This window comes from Janthinobacterium silvisoli, from assembly GCF_014200725.1.
Classification (GTDB): domain Bacteria; phylum Pseudomonadota; class Gammaproteobacteria; order Burkholderiales; family Burkholderiaceae_D; genus Janthinobacterium.
Window position 1 is genome coordinate 559,085 of sequence record NZ_JACHCL010000001.1, and the last position, 14,991, is coordinate 574,075.

Sequence of the window (14,991 nt, forward strand, 5' to 3'; positions counted from 1 at the left end):
ATCCTTAGATCGTGACACCGTCGAGTTCATTCATCAGCGTTTGCATTTCTGCACCGCCGGCCATCATGTCCAGCACTTCGTCCTTGGAAACGGTTTCCTTGGTGTAAGTGCCCAGGGACTTGCCCCGGTTCAGCAAGGTGAAGGAATCGCCTACCGGATACGCATGGTGCACATTGTGGGTAATGAAAATCACCGACAAGCCCCGTTCGCGCGCCTTGTAAATCAGTTTCAGGACATTGAACGATTGCTTGACGCCCAGCGCAGCCGTCGGTTCATCGAGGATCAGCACTCTAGCGCCGAAGTGGATCGCACGGGCAATTGCCAGGCACTGGCGCTCGCCGCCCGACATGGTGCCCACGGCCTGGTGCGGGTCGCGCACCATGATGCCCATTTCAGCCAGCTTGTCGCGCGCGGTGGTAGCGGCGTACTCCATATCCATCACGGGCAGCACACCAAACATTTTCTTGATCGGCTCGCGGCCCATGAAAAAGTTGCGCGCTACCGACAGCAAAGGCACCAGCGCCAGATCCTGGTAGACAGTGGCCACGCCCAGGTCCAGCGCCTCTTTTGGCGAGTTAAAACTGACGGGCTGGCCATCGACCAGGTATTGCCCGGTGGTGGGACGGTGCACGCCGGCCAGGGTCTTGATCAGGGTCGACTTGCCGGCGCCGTTGTCACCCAGCAAGCAATGCACTTCACCGGGTTTCAAGCGCAAGGTGACGTTTTGCAAGGCGATCACGGAACCGAAACGTTTGCTGATATTTTCCAGCGCAAGGATGTGTTCGCTCATGGCTTATCTCGCTTCCGTGACACGTGCACGGATAAAGTTGTTGAACAGCACCGCGATCAGCAGCATCACGCCGAGGAAGACGCGGAACCAGTCCGAATTGATATTGGTATAAGTGATGCCGATCTGCACCACGCCGAAGATCAGCGCGCCGAAGCAGGCGCCGACCACCGAACCATAGCCGCCCGTCAACAGGGCGCCACCGATCACGGCCGCGATAATCGCTTCAAATTCCTTTTGCAAGCCACGGTCGGCAGCGGCCGAACCCACGTCAAACACTTGCAAGGTGGCAAACAGGCAGGCGCAAAACGCCGTGAAGACAAACAGCGAGACCTTGATGGTTTTCACCGGTACGCCCACATTCTTGGCGGCGTTGGCGTCGCCTCCGACGGCAAAAATCCAGTTACCGATGCGGGTGCGGGCCAGTACAAAGCCGGCAACCAGCGCCAGCGCACCCCACCAGACGATGACCTTGGGTATGCCTTTGACCAGAGGCGCGCCATTGTCGAGCGCGGTGATCCAGCCCACCTTGGCCATCCAGGCAAACAAGGAAGTGCCCACTTCGCCATGGAACAGGGTCGTGGCCAGCCAATCGTCGGCGGCCAGCGCGCCGATGCCGCTGACGATGGTGCGGTTGGCAAACATGATCGACAAGGCCAGGGTCAAGCCGCGCAAGATGAACAGGAAAGCCAGGGTGACGATGAAGGAAGGCAAACGCGTCTTGATGACCAGGTAGCCGTTAAGCCAGCCCAGCGCCATCGAACCGGCAAACGCAAACAAAATCGCAGCCCACACAGGCCAGTGGAAATACACGGATGGGATGGCGATCATCATGCCGGCAAAGCCGATCATGGAGCCGATGGAGAGGTCGAATTCACCGGCAATCATCAGCACGCAGGCGCCGATGGCGATGATGCCCAGGTAGGCAGCCACTTGCGCCCAGTTGACCACGCCGTCCAGATTGAACATGCCGGAATCGCCAGCCGTCAGGATGAAGAAAGCGAAGACCAGGATGGCGCCCGAGATCGAGGCAAATTCCGGCCGGCTGAACAGGCGCTTGATCCAGCTGACCTGGCCTACCCGTTCGTCCTTGCCAGGATTGGCTGGTGGCTGGACTGGCGGCGTGCCCGCAGCGGCCACGCCGCCCTGTTCCACGCTTAATTTCACGGTACTCATACTATGTCTCCCTTGTTTTATAGCAAGCTGCCAGCCTGGCAAGTAGGAAATCGCGGGCGGCAGCACCCGCGCGCCGGCAGAACTGGCCTGCGCGCGGGTACAACGTCGTTACTGCAATGAATGGAAAGTAAAAGCCTGGATGCTTGGCCGATTAGCGGAATTGGCCGGCGTACTTCTCGACCTTGGCAATATTGTCCTTGGTCACATAACCAGGACCGGAACCGATATGGCGGGGGCCATACGATGGCGCCAGGCCGTATTCCGCCAGGCGTGCCTTGAACTTGGGATTGTTCATCAGTTTTTCACGCACCTTGGCCAGGTCGGTGGTCTTGTCCTGTTTCATGATGGCCAGCACGGCGACCGGGATATAGCCTTGCAGATAGGGCTGCTGGTCGATGGCGAACTGGATGCTGCCATCCTTGATGCCTTTCGAAATGTCATCGGACAAATCAAAGGTGGCGAACCAGATCTTGCCTTTCAGTCCCATTTTTTCCAATGCTTTCAGGGAAGAATGGGCCGAGGTGGGGCCCAGCGCCAGTACGGCCTGGGTTTTCGGGTTGTTGCGCAGGTAGGCGCTGAGTTTACTTTCGATGGTGGTCGGATCTTCGCCCACATCCAGGGTGGCAGCCTTGAAGTCGACGCCAATCGCTTCGGCAAAGCCACGGCAACGCTCGAACGACGATGGATTGGTGGCGTAATGGTTCACGCACACAAACGATTTGATGCCGGCCGCCTTGGCTTTTTCGCCAGCGCCCTTGCCTGCCTCGTATTCAGGCTGGCCCACGTGCATCACGGCGCCCAATTGCTCGCTTTGCGCCAGGGTGCCCGAGTTGATCGTAATGAAAGGAATCTTTTTGGCGGCTACCAGGCCCAGCGGCTTTTGCAGCACGCTGAAGTCGGCGATGCTGACGATTACGCCGTCATAGTTGCGGGCCGCCGCCTGCTCGACCAGGCGCGCCATGTCGGCCAAGTCGCCATTCGGTGGATTGCGGTAGTCGACGGTGACGTTGAAATCTTCACCAGCTTGCTTGACGGAATTTTTGATGGTGTTCCACCAGGAATCAGAATCGGGCGCATGGCTGATCAGCACGAATTTTTCACCGGCCGCGTGGCTGGTGCCCATGCCCAGGGTCAAGCCCAGACCCAGGCTCAGGATGGCTAGACTCTTGAGTATTCCCTTACGCTTATTGCTTTGCATGAATGTCTCCTTGAAGGATTAATTTTTATAGTTGCCAGCTTTATAGCGTGTCACCGGAGGCGCCAAAAAAGCCGGCAAGACCGATGCACTGCGCACAGCTTAGGCCACAAAAAAAACAAATGCAATGAAATTTTCAAAAAAAATTTAAATAGAAAATCGTTTCTATTTTTAAAATTCGCTCCTATAATTCTCGCCAGAACCGGCCGCATCTCACCATCCATCGCGGCCCCGCAAGCACAAAGGAAGAACCATGGCAGCAACCGCCCCCATCGAACAATTGATGCAGCATATCGCCGCCGAATACGACAGCCTGTCGCGCCAATTGAAGGTCATCGCGCAATACATCGAGAAGCACCGTGCCAGCCTGATGCTCGAACGCATCAGCGACATCGCCGCCGCCTGCGACGTGCAGCCCTCGGCCATCGTGCGCTTTGCGCAGCGCTTCGGTTATTCGGGATTTTCCGAAATGCAGGATGTGTTCCGCCAGGCGTATACCGACCAGGCCGGCGCCACGCCCGATTACCAGCAGCGCATCCGCAAGCTCATTTCCACCCGTGACGCGGCGCTCAGCGTGGGCGATTTGACGCGCGAATTCATCGGCGCCAGCAGCACCGGCCTCGATGACCTGGGCGCCAGCCTCGATGACGCGCAGCTGGAAGCGGCCGTCAACCTGCTGCTGAAAGCAGAAAACATTTACGTGATCGGCGTGCGCCGCTCATTTCCGATCGCCTCTTACATCGCCTACGCCCTCGAACACACGGACAAGCGCGCCCACCTGGTTTCCGGCCTGGGCGGCATGCACCGCGAGCAGATGCGCAGCATACGTCCCCGCGATGTGGCGATCGCCATCAGTTTCTCGCCTTACGGCAAGGAAACCCAGCAGTGCATCAAGGTGGCGCAAGACAAGGGCGCCAAAGTCCTGGTGATTACCGACAGCAAGCTCGCGCCACTGGCGCGCAGCGCCGACGCGCTGTTGACCGTCACCGAGGGCAGCGCCTTCGCCTTCCGTTCGCTGACCAGCACCATCTGCCTGTGCCAGGCGCTATTCATCGCGCTGGCCTACAAACTAGAGCTCGACATCGAAGAAATCCATCACCCAGGAGAACATGATGATTGAAGTAGCATTGTTTGGCGCCGGACGTATCGGCAAGATCCACGCGGCCAACCTGGCTGCCCAGCCCGGCGTACGGTTCAAATACGTGGTTGACGTGAACCAGGAGGCAGCGAGCACGCTGGCCGCCCAGCATGGCGGCAGCAGCGCCAGCATAGAAACGGCGCTGGCGGACCCGGCCATCAAAGCGGTGGTGATTGCATCGAGTACCGACACGCATGCGGACCTGATCCTGCGTTCGGCCGCGGCCGGCAAAGCCATCTTTTGTGAAAAACCGGTCGACCTGACAATCGACCGGGCGCGCGCCTGCGCCGCTGCCGTCAAGGAAGCGAATGTGTTGTGCATGCTGGGCTTCCAGCGCCGCTACGATCCGACCTTTGCTGCCGTCAAGCGGCGCATTGAGGCCGGTGAAATCGGCACGCCGGAAATGCTGGTCGTCACCAGCCGCGACCCTGGCCCACCACCTGTCAGCTATATCAAGGTATCGGGCGGCATCTTCAAGGATATGCTGATACACGATTTCGATATCTTCCGCTGGATACTCGACGATGAAGCCGTCAGCGTGCACGCTACGGGCAGTTGCCTGGTGGACCCGGCGATTGCCGAAGCTGGCGACCTGGACAGCACAGTCGTGACCATCCGCACGGCCAAGGGCCGCTTGTGCCAGATCAATACCACGCGCCGCGCCGCCTACGGCTACGACCAGCGTTTCGAAGTGCTGGGCAGCAAAGGCATGCTGCAAGCAGGCAACCATAAACCGACCGAAGTGACCGCTTACGGCGTCGACAACGTCAGCGTGGACAAACCGGAAGATTTTTTCCTGGAACGCTACCGGGTCGCCTACGCGCAGGAAATGGCGCACTTCTTTGACGCCCTCACCAATGGCACGCCGCTGCGCACCACCGTGCACGATGGCTTGAAGGCGCTGGAACTGGCGGAAGCGGCCACGATATCGTGGCGTGAACAACGTGTCGTGAACCTGTAAAAACACAAGAAAAATACTGGAGACACAGCATGTCATTACCGAAATTACGCATAGGCATCGCCGGCCTGGGCCGGCTGGGCCAGCGCCATGCCATCAACCTGGTGCAGCGCGTGCCGAACGCCGAAGTGGTCGCCGCCTGCAGCCCCGTACCCGCCGAACTGGACTGGGCCGCCAGCCAGCTGGGCATCACCAGCGGCTATGCCGATTACGACACCCTGCTGGCCCACCCCGGCCTGGACGCCGTCTTTCTCGTCACGCCCACCTCGCTGCACGCGGAGCAGATCATCGCCGCCCTGCGCGCCGGCAAACATGTGTTTTGCGAAAAGCCGCTGTCGCTGGACCTGGCCGATTGCCTGAAGGTGGAAGCGGAAGCGGCGCGCCACCCGCAGCTGGCCACCATGATTGGCTTCGTGCGCCGCTTTGACGCCAGCTACCACGATGCGCAGCAAAAAATCGCCCAGGGCATGATCGGCAAACCGTATCTGGTGCGCTCGCAAACTTGCGACCAGAACGACCCCAGCGGCGCCTTCATGCGCTTCGCCCCCACCAGCGGCGGCATCTTCCTCGATTGCAGCGTGCACGATATCGACCTGGCGCGCTGGCTGCTGGGCAATCCCGTACCGAGCCGCATTTACGCGACGGGCACGAATGCCATCCATACGGGTTTGCAAGCTTTTGGCGATGTCGACAATGGCCTGGCCACGGTGGAATTTTCCGATGGCAGCATGGCTACTTTCATGGCCTCGCGCACCATGGCGCATGGCCATGAAACCTTGACGGAAGTATTTGGTACGCAAGGACGCTTGACGGTCGGCAGCAATCCGCGCCTGAACCGGGTCGATATTGCAGATGTCCATGGCGTACGCAATAAATGCACGCCCGACTTCTACGCCCGCTTCGCCGACGCCTTTCTGATCGAGGCCCAGGAATTCACGGACGCCGCGCTGGGCAAGCGCCAGCTATCGCTGACCTTGCACGATGCAACGGAAGCCACCCGCATCGGCCTGGCCATGACGCAAGCCATGCGCGAGCGGCGCATCATCGAGTTTTAAGCTGCCGAGGCCGCCTGGGGCTGCGCCGGCTGCACGGCCAGGCGCAGACCCATGGCGCGCAGGATCGCCGTGATGGTGGTCAAAGACGGATTGCCCTCGCTGGATAAGGTGCGGTACAGCTGGGTGGAATTGAGCCCCGCCGCTTCCGCTACCGCTTGCACGCCGCCAAAGGCAGTGGTGAGCTGGCGCAGCACGATCAGCAGTTCGGCGTGTTCGCCATCCATCAGGATGTTGTTGATCAGTTCGACGGCGAAAGCGGGATCGTCGTGGTACAGCTCAGCCATCGCCTCGTCATGCCCTCTGTCTCTCATGTTCCCTCTCCTTCCAGTCCCGCCAGTACAGGCAAGCCTGATCGATATCGTGTGATTGTGTGCGCTTGTCTCCAGCGCACAGCAATAAAATCAGGTGTGGACCGGACAGCGCGTAATACACGCGATAACCGGGCCCCACATCGATGCGCAATTCCCAAACGCCATCGCGGCAAAAACAATGGTCACCCAGGTTGCCCGTTGCGACGCGCAACATGCGCCGGATAACGGCAAGGCGGGCAGTGCTGTCGCGTTGGCGCCGCAACCAGTCCGCATACATGTCCTTGCCGCTATGGTTCAGATAATGACGGAGCTGATACACAATATTCGTCCATAAACGAGAAAACATCAAGGAGAAAATACATCAATCAGATGCAGATCCCATCTTGCAGCCAAATAGCTCGCCATGGCAGAGAAGACGGCGCACAGCTGATCCATATCAAGGTGCTCAGACACAATATCTGCATGGCAAGCACTGCCCGTTTCCACAGTGTTCTATACTGTCTGGGCCGCCAGCGCCAGCATGGCCCTGGCCACCTCAAAGGACACCGCATTGAACGCAAGCACTGATATAGCCGGCGTGGCTGAACGCTACGTCAAACTGGTACTGGCCATGGGCCAGCATGACGCTTCCTATGTCGACGCCTATTATGGCCCGCCCGAATGGCAAGCCGAGGCGGTGGCGCAGCAACTGAAGCTGAAAGATATCACCGCGGGCGCGCAGGCAGCGCTGGCGCTCCTGCCTAAACGTGACGGCTTGCCAGAGGAACTGGCCCTGCGCGCCTTGAACCTGGACAAGCAATTGCAGGCGCTGCTGGCCAGGGTGGAAATAATGCAAGGCAAGCATTTCAATTTTGACGAAGAAAGCGCGCGCCTGTACGACGCCGTCTCGCCCCAACACGAGCGTGCCTACTATGCAGACCTGGTGACCGAGATCGACGCCCTGCTGCCCGGCGCAGGCACCGTCAGCGAACGTGTCAACACCTTCCGCGCGCAACTGATCATTCCCGCTGCCAAGCTGCGCGCCGTGATGGACGCCGCCATCCGCGCGGGGCGCGAACGTACCTTGCGCCATATCGCCTTGCCGGAAGAAGAGGATTTTGTGCTGGAGTTCGTCAGCGACAAACCGTGGAGCGGCTACAACTGGTACAAGGGCAACTATCAAAGCGTGATCCAGATCAACACGGATCTGCCCGTGTACATAGACCGCGCCGTTGACCTGGGCTGCCACGAAGCCTATCCCGGCCACCACGTCTACAATGTGCTGCTGGAACGCGACCTGGTGCGCGCCAAGGGCTGGGTAGAATATTGCATCTACCCCCTGTATTCGCCGCAATCGCTGATCGCCGAAGGCACGGCCAATTACGGCATCGAACTGAGCTTTACAGATGCCGAGCGGCTGGACTTCGAGCAGCAGGTGCTGTATCCGCTGGCTGGCCTGGACCCGGCGCTGGCGCCCCGCTACGCGCAGCTGAACCGCTTGCTGGCCAAACTCAGTTATGCTGACAACGACATCGCGCGCCAGTATCTGCAAGGCATACTGACTCGTGAAGAGGCGATGGAATGGCTGGTCAATGTGCGTTTGTATCCAGCGGAAAAATCGGCGCAACGCTTGCAATTCTATGACGCGATGGGCGCATACGTCATCAATTACAATCTGGGGCAAGACATGGCGAAAGCCTATGTCGAGCGCCAGGGAAATACACGTGAAGCGCACTGGTCGGCCTTTCGCGACCTGATGTCGTCGCCACGCGTACCCAGCGATCTGTTGACCTGATCATCTGATAAAAGGGCACCGCATGAGCATATACCAGAGAGCAAGCCTTACCCTGCTGTTCACCGTGGCATGCCAGGCGGCCCTGCTGGCGCCGGCAGCCGCGCGCGACGATACGCCGCTGAGCGCGCGCCAGCAAGCGCTGATGTCCACCGTGATCGGCAACGCGGCCCACCCACGCATCCTTCAAGTGAGCCTGGATGAACTGCACCCCACGCAGCCGGCCATCGGCTACGACCAGGTGTATTACAAGCTGGGCCGTTATGCGGCCGAAGACAAGCAGATCGCCGACATCGCGAAACCCAAGAAATTTTCCGACCTGTGCGAAGCCAATGGCCAGGGTGATGTGCTGCCCGGCACGGCCAATGTGGCAGGCGCCACCCTGAGCGCGCCGCCGCCCGGCTACCGCTGCAAGGCGGCGGTCGGCAGCCGTCCCAAGGATATGAAAACGGTGGTCATCGGACCGCAAGGCAAGCTGTACCTGACCGACGGCCACCACACGCTGTCGACCTTCTGGGATGCCGACAATGGCCGTAACCATCAGTTAAAGGTATGGGTCAAGGTCAGCGACAATTACAGCCAGCTCAGCGAACCGGCGTTCTGGTCCCGCATGGAAAAGGAAAACAAGGTCTGGCTCAAGGATGGCAAGAACCGGCCTATCACGCCACAGCAATTGCCGGCTAGCATAGGCCTCGGTTCACTGGGTGACGATCCCTACCGTGCGCTCGTATATTTCACGCGCGAGATCGGCTACGAGCCGCCGTCGCAAGCGGCCGAATTCCTCGAGTTTTACTGGGCCGACTGGCTGCGTAACGTGCTGAAGCTGAGCGACTATCAGCTGAACGATGCCGCCAGCTACAGCTCGGCCATCCTCACGGCCGCGCAAGCGATGGTCGCGCTCGACAAGAACGCCATCGTCAGCAATGGCAAGAGCGCAGCCACCCTGGGCGCGATGGACAAGGTCGACCGCGAAGAGCTCGATGAGCTGACAGGCAAGAAAGGCAAGTTGAACTACGCCATCGCCTGGCGGCGCGGACTGGCACGCTGATGGCGATGGATGGCAAATGTTGTAAGCAAGCACAAGGGGCTGGATAAAGCTTACGCCAGCCCCGGCACTCTCCCTGCGATGGTTATAATTAAATGCTAACCAATCCAGGAGTATCGATGAGCCGTCTTGTCGCCAGCATTATTTTTGCCGCCCTGTCAGCAAGCCAGGCAGTCGCAGCCACCACCACTGTTCCAGACTTTCATCCCGGTGCATACAAGCTGCAAAACGGACAGATCAATGAAGTGATGGTGCTGGGCACCGCCCACCTGTCGCAACTGCCGAAGTCGTTCGACGGGGCTAACCTGAATGGCTTGATCGACCGCCTGGCAGAGTGGAAACCCCAGGCCATCGCCATCGAAGCAGTCTCCGGCCTGCAATGCGCTTATCTGCGCAGCTACCCGCAACGCTATAGCGACACGATCAAATCCTATTGCTGGGACCCTGCCCCGGCCAATACCGCAACCGGACTCGACGTGATCGCGGCCAATGTTGAAGCGGAACGCATGCTAGCTAGCTGGCCAGCATCGCCATCGCCCGCACAACGCCGCAAGCTCGCTGCGCTGTTCCTGGCTGCCGGTGAACGCACCTCGGCACTCGTGCAATGGCTACGCCTGCCGGCCGGCGAACAACACGCAGGCGATGGTTTGAACGACGACTTGGCGAGCATCCTCAACAAGCTGCGCGAGCGGCGCAATGAAGACTCGCTGATTTCCGCTATCCTCGCGGCAAAAAGTGGGCACGAGCGCGTCTATGCCATGGATGACCATACGGCCGATATGCCTGATGCTGATCCAAGTGATCAGAAAGCTTCCAGCGAAGCCGTCATGAAAGCCTGGAATAACCCGGCCTCAGCGGAACGCAAACGACTCGGCATGGAAGCAAACAAGGAATTGACGTCACCATCTGGCGTATTGTCCATGTACCGCGTCCTGAACCAGCACGGCATGGCCGACCTGACTTTCCGCAGCGATTTCGGCGCCGCGCTGGAAGAATCGTCGCCCAGGCATTACGGCCGACAATACGTCGCGTATTGGGAAGTGCGCAATTTGCGCATGGCTGCCAATATCCGCGAAGTGATGACGCCACGGCCCGGCATTCGCACTCTGGTCATCGTCGGCGCTTCGCATAAAGGCTATCTGGAAGCATATCTGAACCAGATGCACGACGTGCGCGTCGTCCCTACCGACAACACCTTGCGTTGATTTCCGGCCGGGCCGCCCTGTCAGGCAATAGCGGCGGCATCGAGTGCGCTGGCGATAAAGGCCACGCTGCTGTGCAGCGCCGCCTGCGATTCGGGCTGATGCGCGGCCACAAAATGCCAGGCGTGGAACATGCCCGGCCAGGATTCCAGCGTCACCCGCACGCCGCTTTCGGCCAGGTGGGTGGCCAGGCGCAAGGCGTCGCTGAGCATGACTTCGGATTCGCCGATTTGTATCATAATGGGCGGCAACCCTGTCACATTGGCAAACACAGGCGACGCCAGCGGTGCATCTGCCGCCTCGCCAGCGAGGAAAAAGCCCGCCATGATATCGAGTCCCGCTTTTGACACGGTCGGATCGACGCCATCGCGCGTGACCATCGACGCACCCGTATGCTGCAAATTGGCCCACGGTGAAATCGCCACGCCAGCGGCCGGCAGCGGCAAGCCCTGCTCCCTGGCCGCTACCATAGCCGTCACCGTCAGCGCGCCACCGGCCGACTCGCCGATCAGCACGATTTTATTGGCAGCGATACCCGATTGCAGCAAGCCTGCATAAAACTGCAAGGTATCGTCGATGGCAGCAGGAAAAGGATGTTCGGGCGCCAGCCGGTAGGCCGGCAGATACACCCTGGCGCCCAGCGCCTTGGCATAGTTGCCGCCTATGCCCAGATACGACGACGGGTCGCCCACCAGATACGCGCCGCCATGGATATACACGGCCACGGCGTCGCTGGTCAGCTGCACCGGCACTATCATCAGGCCCGGCACGCCGCCCAGCGTGACCGCCTCCACCGTAACATCCTCTGGCGGCAGGTTTTGCGCCAGCACCGCGTTATAGGCCGTGCGCACTGCCGCCATCGCGCCAGCGTCCGCCGGGTTCATCAAGGCCATTCCCACTTGATTGGAAATGGCGTTCCATTGATCGATAAATTGCCTGGTTTGTGTCGTCAGCATGCTGTATCCCATTCATTTCAAAGTGTTCGACGCCTGATTGGCGAGCAGGAACATCGTAGCGAAATGAATGGGGAAGCGGCTTCTACTCTGAGGCGACAATCATCGCAAGCATATCTGCTGATCAAACGCCAGGGTGCATTGCCGATGCCTCCTCAGCCTACTGAACCTGACTGCGTATCCAGTCGCCGGTCAGGGCCAGCGCTGACGGCGCCAGTGTTTCCTCGATCTGCGCGTATTCACTCGCCGCGCCCGTGGTGGCGGTCTGGAACAAGTGGTTCAGTTTGGGCAGTTCCCTGATCACCGCGCGCGGATTGCTGGCCAGTGCCGTGCGGATCGCATCCAGATCCAGTTTGGGCGGTACCTGGCGATCCAGCTCGCCATTGAGCACCAGCACCGGCTGGTCCATGGCCCGCAAGGCCGGGCCAGGTTCCAGCTTGAAGAAGGTACGAAACCACGGATTGGTGAACTGTTTCACCATCGGCGCCGCCACGCCGTGAGGCATCACGCCATCATCTTCGGCCCGTTGGAGCATGGCCGTCGCCTTGCGCCTGGCCTGCTCTACATCGGGCTCGGCAACGATAGCGGCAAACAGCGCCTGGTACAGCTTGCGCTGCCCGGCGACCCTGTCTGCAGCGATACCTGCCGCTTCGGCACTGAGGGCCATCTGCTCGACCATCAATAATTCACCGCGCACGCCAGGGCCGGCCATCATCACGACAAAGCCTACTTGCGGATCGCGCGCCGCCACCATGGGCGCAATCAAGCCGCCCTCGGAATGCCCCACCATGCCGATACGACGGGTCTCGATTTCGGGCCGGGTGCGCAGAAAGGCGACGGCCGCCTGCGCGTCGTCTGCAAAATCGAGCGTCGTGGCCGATGCATAATCTCCCCTGGACTCGCCCACGCCGCGCTTGTCATAGCGCAGCACCGCGATGCCCTGCCGTGTCAGATAATCGGCCAGCACCAACAATACCTTGTGTCCAAACACATCCTGGTCGCGGGTATTGGGGCCGGAACCATGCACCAGCACCACCGCCGGCCATGGCCCTGCCCCCTTGGGCAAGGTCAGGCTACCGGCCAATGTGGCGCCAGCGCTGGCAAAGCGCACTTCCCGGCTGTCATACGGCAGCGCTGTCGCCACTATCGATTCTTCCTGCGGACGCCGCGGCTGCAGGCTGGCTACGCTGGCAGCGCTGGCGCGTTTCAAATTGAGTGGTGCTGCGCGGCCCTGGGTCCAGCTGCCGGCCCATGCCCTGGCCTGTTCGTCCCAGGTTGCCTTGTAACTGGCGTTCAGCCTGGCGATGGAAAAACTGAGATGCGTAGCATCGCTGGCAAACTGTTCCACCGTGGTCGAGAAACCCTGGCTGGGACTGGCAAAGGTCGCTTGCCAGCTGCCGTTATCGGCCTTGCTCACGTTCAGCACCACGGCCAGTTCGCCGCCTATCGCGCCGCTCCACTGTCCTTGCGCATCCTCGGCGCAGGCAGGCAAGGCCGTACCGATTGCCGCCATGGCCAACAGGCCACCTACCATTTTTTTCATCATTTTTTTACAGCTTCCATTGATAGCGATTGCCCACCTTAAGTGAACCTTGAGTACGACGCCGCATCAAGCGGCGAACGGCGCCCGGACTGTCACGAATGACCGGTTTCTGGTCATGAAAGCGGCAGCCCTGTGCGCATGTCATCAGCCAGACATATTTACCCGTTAGCATACTGCCATTTTTGCAAAGACACTACGGGAGAACCATGTTTCAAGCTCAACGCGCCATGCGCCGCACGACCTTATCGATTTCGCTGGCCCTGGCGCTGGGCGCTGGCATGACAGCTTGCGGCGGCAGCGATACGCCGGGCAGCGCAGCAGCCCCTGTCGCGCCGGCGCGCATCGTCAGCATCGTGGCCGCCACCGGCAAGGCGCTCGCTGGCAGCGTCATCAATGTATACGACGCTACCCAGACCAAGGTCGGCTTCAGCGCGACGGACGCCAGCGGCAAGATCAATGTGGCCATCAGCGCCACGGCAAAAGCGCCCTTCCTGATCACCGGTACGACGCCCGCCGGCGCCACCTTGTACTCGGTCTCCCTGAGCGAAAAAAACATCAACCTGACACCGCTGACCTCCGTGATCGCCATGCAATTGCTGGGCGCCACGCCGACCAGCGCGCCAGCCGCCACCCTGGCAGCCATCGATGCCGGCAAGCTGCAAACGGCGCAAACCCAGCTGGCAACGGCACTGGCGGCGCCGCTGCAAACCCTGGGCATGGCCACTAACTATGACTTCGTGAACGGTCCTTTGACGCCAAGCAGCAAGGATCCGGCCGACATCCTGCTGGACAATGTGCAAGTCAGGCAGAATGGCGCCGACATCGATATTCTGAACGCCAGTGGCAGCATCGTGGCGCAGATCGTTGGCGGCGGTGCACCGATCGCCACCGGCAAGAGCGTGCTGGAAACGCCGCCCATGCTCAACGCGCGCCAGCAGGCGCTGGCCGCCATGGCTGCCGGCACAGATGCCGCCCCGGTCTTCCTGCAAGTGTCGCTCGATGAATTGCACCCTACGCAGCCGGCCATCGGCTACGACCAGATTTACTACAAGCTGGGCCGCTACGGCGCAGAAGACCTGGTCATGGCCAAGACCAACAAGCCGAAAAAATTCGCCGACCTGTGCGAAGCGAACGGCCAGAGCGACGTGCTGACCAAAACAGCCAACGTAGCCGGCGCCACCCTGTCCAATCCACCCGCCAGCTTCCAGTGCAAGTCGGCAGTGGGCAGCAGCCTTGGCGACATGAAGACGGTCGTGATCGGCCCGAACGGCACGCTCTACCTGACCGATGGCCACCATACCTTCACCAGCTTCTGGGATGCCGACAATGGCCAGAACCACCAGCTGAAAGTGTGGGTCAAGGTGACCGACAACTTCAGCAATCTCAGTGAATACGATTTCTGGGCGCAGATGAAGAAGGCCAACAAGGTCTGGCTGAAAGATGGCAGCAACAAGGCCATCGCCACCAGCCAGCTGCCGGCCGCCATCGGCCTGAAATCGCTGGGCAACGACGCTTACCGCTCGCTGGTCTACTTCACGCGCGACGCCGGCTACATCGTGCCAACGCCATCGACGGAATTTCTGGAGTTTTACTGGGGCGACTGGCTGCGCAACAAGCCGGTGGTCGATATGTCCAAAGTCGATACCAGCGATGTAACGAGCTATATGGCCGCCATTACGACGGCCTCGAAAGCCATGGCAGCGCTGCAAAAGACCGATATCGTCAGCAGCGGCATGACGGCAGCCAGTCTGGGCTGGAGCGGCGTTTTCAACCAGGCCGCGCTGGATGACCTGGTCACGCCGACGGGCAAGCTGACCTACGCCATCGCATACAAGAAATCGCTGGCAAAATAAAATC

General features: G+C 60.2%; 14 protein-coding genes. 7 read left to right on the forward strand and 7 right to left on the reverse strand.

Features of this window, described 5'->3' with window-relative positions:
* Positions 1–4 precede the first annotated feature (4 nt).
* The 3 genes from HDE75_RS02440 to HDE75_RS02450 all read right to left on the reverse strand — a co-directional run bounded on the left by HDE75_RS02440 (position 5) and on the right by HDE75_RS02450 (position 3,161).
* Positions 5–790, reverse strand: coding sequence for an ATP-binding cassette domain-containing protein (locus HDE75_RS02440; RefSeq protein WP_183676388.1), 786 nt, complete (start codon positions 788–790; stop codon positions 5–7).
* Between the two features lie 3 nt (positions 791–793).
* On the reverse strand, positions 794–1,963 hold the full coding sequence (locus HDE75_RS02445; protein ID WP_221291742.1) for an ABC transporter permease: 1,170 nt from the start codon (positions 1,961–1,963) through the stop codon (positions 794–796).
* 151 nt (positions 1,964–2,114) lie between these two features.
* Positions 2,115–3,161: a sugar ABC transporter substrate-binding protein gene (locus tag HDE75_RS02450; protein ID WP_183676387.1), complete on the reverse strand. Its 1,047-nt coding sequence runs from the start codon at positions 3,159–3,161 to the stop codon at positions 2,115–2,117.
* Positions 3,162–3,411: 250 nt separating this feature from the next.
* On the opposite strand from HDE75_RS02450, the gene HDE75_RS02455 reads away from it, so the two are divergent.
* The 3 genes from HDE75_RS02455 to HDE75_RS02465 are packed head-to-tail and all read left to right on the forward strand — an operon-like array spanning position 3,412 to position 6,309.
* Positions 3,412–4,278: a MurR/RpiR family transcriptional regulator gene (locus tag HDE75_RS02455; RefSeq protein ID WP_183676386.1), complete on the forward strand. Its 867-nt coding sequence runs from the start codon at positions 3,412–3,414 to the stop codon at positions 4,276–4,278.
* Positions 4,271–5,257 (forward strand): inositol 2-dehydrogenase, encoded by a 987-nt coding sequence (iolG, locus tag HDE75_RS02460; RefSeq protein ID WP_183676673.1) that lies wholly within the window; start codon positions 4,271–4,273, stop codon positions 5,255–5,257. Before HDE75_RS02455 ends, iolG begins: the two co-directional genes overlap by 8 nt.
* Positions 5,258–5,286: 29 nt before the next feature.
* Positions 5,287–6,309: a Gfo/Idh/MocA family oxidoreductase gene (locus HDE75_RS02465; protein ID WP_183676385.1), complete on the forward strand. Its 1,023-nt coding sequence runs from the start codon at positions 5,287–5,289 to the stop codon at positions 6,307–6,309.
* Here HDE75_RS02465 and HDE75_RS02470 read toward each other — a convergent pair.
* Together HDE75_RS02470 and HDE75_RS02475 are read right to left on the reverse strand one after the other, a co-directional pair.
* On the reverse strand, positions 6,306–6,620 hold the full coding sequence (locus HDE75_RS02470; RefSeq protein WP_183676384.1) for a helix-turn-helix domain-containing transcriptional regulator: 315 nt from the start codon (positions 6,618–6,620) through the stop codon (positions 6,306–6,308). The two genes, HDE75_RS02465 and HDE75_RS02470, sit on opposite strands and share 4 nt — an antisense overlap.
* Positions 6,601–6,966, reverse strand: coding sequence for a type II toxin-antitoxin system RelE/ParE family toxin (locus HDE75_RS02475; RefSeq protein ID WP_183676383.1), 366 nt, complete (start codon positions 6,964–6,966; stop codon positions 6,601–6,603). The genes HDE75_RS02470 and HDE75_RS02475 overlap by 20 nt, the downstream gene beginning before the upstream one ends.
* Before the next feature lie 204 nt (positions 6,967–7,170).
* On the opposite strand from HDE75_RS02475, the gene HDE75_RS02480 reads away from it, so the two are divergent.
* The 3 genes from HDE75_RS02480 (at position 7,171) to HDE75_RS02490 (ending at position 10,641) form a co-directional block, all read left to right on the forward strand.
* Positions 7,171–8,394 (forward strand): hypothetical protein, encoded by a 1,224-nt coding sequence (locus HDE75_RS02480; protein ID WP_183676382.1) that lies wholly within the window; start codon positions 7,171–7,173, stop codon positions 8,392–8,394.
* A 22-nt stretch (positions 8,395–8,416) separates the two neighbouring features.
* Positions 8,417–9,439: a ParB/Srx family N-terminal domain-containing protein gene (locus tag HDE75_RS02485; protein WP_183676381.1), complete on the forward strand. Its 1,023-nt coding sequence runs from the start codon at positions 8,417–8,419 to the stop codon at positions 9,437–9,439.
* Positions 9,440–9,555: 116 nt separating this feature from the next.
* The gene (locus tag HDE75_RS02490; RefSeq protein ID WP_183676380.1) at positions 9,556–10,641 is read left to right on the forward strand and encodes a DUF5694 domain-containing protein; all 1,086 of its coding nucleotides are present in this window, start codon (positions 9,556–9,558) and stop codon (positions 10,639–10,641) included.
* A 20-nt stretch (positions 10,642–10,661) separates the two neighbouring features.
* Here HDE75_RS02490 and HDE75_RS02495 read toward each other — a convergent pair whose 3' ends face one another.
* Both HDE75_RS02495 and HDE75_RS02500 read right to left on the reverse strand, forming a co-directional pair.
* Positions 10,662–11,594: an alpha/beta hydrolase gene (locus HDE75_RS02495; protein WP_183676379.1), complete on the reverse strand. Its 933-nt coding sequence runs from the start codon at positions 11,592–11,594 to the stop codon at positions 10,662–10,664.
* Positions 11,595–11,751: 157 nt separating this feature from the next.
* The gene (locus tag HDE75_RS02500) at positions 11,752–13,137 is read right to left on the reverse strand and encodes an alpha/beta hydrolase family protein (RefSeq protein WP_183751066.1); all 1,386 of its coding nucleotides are present in this window, start codon (positions 13,135–13,137) and stop codon (positions 11,752–11,754) included.
* A 203-nt stretch (positions 13,138–13,340) separates the two neighbouring features.
* On the opposite strand from HDE75_RS02500, the gene HDE75_RS02505 reads away from it, so the two are divergent.
* Positions 13,341–14,987: a ParB/Srx family N-terminal domain-containing protein gene (locus HDE75_RS02505; protein WP_183676377.1), complete on the forward strand. Its 1,647-nt coding sequence runs from the start codon at positions 13,341–13,343 to the stop codon at positions 14,985–14,987.
* Positions 14,988–14,991: the final 4 nt, after the last annotated feature.

What these genes read in the sequence shown, in the direction of transcription:
- HDE75_RS02440 (WP_183676388.1), bottom strand. Translation starts at nt 790, where the DNA reads ATGAGCGAACACATCCTTGCGCTGGAAAATATCAGCAAACGTTTCGGT.
- HDE75_RS02445 (WP_221291742.1), bottom strand. Translation starts at nt 1,963, where the DNA reads ATGAGTACCGTGAAATTAAGCGTGGAACAGGGCGGCGTGGCCGCTGCG.
- HDE75_RS02450 (WP_183676387.1), bottom strand. Translation starts at nt 3,161, where the DNA reads ATGCAAAGCAATAAGCGTAAGGGAATACTCAAGAGTCTAGCCATCCTG.
- HDE75_RS02455 (WP_183676386.1), top strand. Translation starts at nt 3,412, where the DNA reads ATGGCAGCAACCGCCCCCATCGAACAATTGATGCAGCATATCGCCGCC.
- iolG (WP_183676673.1), top strand. Translation starts at nt 4,271, where the DNA reads ATGATTGAAGTAGCATTGTTTGGCGCCGGACGTATCGGCAAGATCCAC.
- HDE75_RS02465 (WP_183676385.1), top strand. Translation starts at nt 5,287, where the DNA reads ATGTCATTACCGAAATTACGCATAGGCATCGCCGGCCTGGGCCGGCTG.
- HDE75_RS02470 (WP_183676384.1), bottom strand. Translation starts at nt 6,620, where the DNA reads ATGAGAGACAGAGGGCATGACGAGGCGATGGCTGAGCTGTACCACGAC.
- HDE75_RS02475 (WP_183676383.1), bottom strand. Translation starts at nt 6,966, where the DNA reads ATGTTTTCTCGTTTATGGACGAATATTGTGTATCAGCTCCGTCATTAT.
- HDE75_RS02485 (WP_183676381.1), top strand. Translation starts at nt 8,417, where the DNA reads ATGAGCATATACCAGAGAGCAAGCCTTACCCTGCTGTTCACCGTGGCA.
- HDE75_RS02490 (WP_183676380.1), top strand. Translation starts at nt 9,556, where the DNA reads ATGAGCCGTCTTGTCGCCAGCATTATTTTTGCCGCCCTGTCAGCAAGC.
- HDE75_RS02495 (WP_183676379.1), bottom strand. Translation starts at nt 11,594, where the DNA reads ATGCTGACGACACAAACCAGGCAATTTATCGATCAATGGAACGCCATT.
- HDE75_RS02500 (WP_183751066.1), bottom strand. Translation starts at nt 13,137, where the DNA reads ATGATGAAAAAAATGGTAGGTGGCCTGTTGGCCATGGCGGCAATCGGT.
- HDE75_RS02505 (WP_183676377.1), top strand. Translation starts at nt 13,341, where the DNA reads ATGTTTCAAGCTCAACGCGCCATGCGCCGCACGACCTTATCGATTTCG.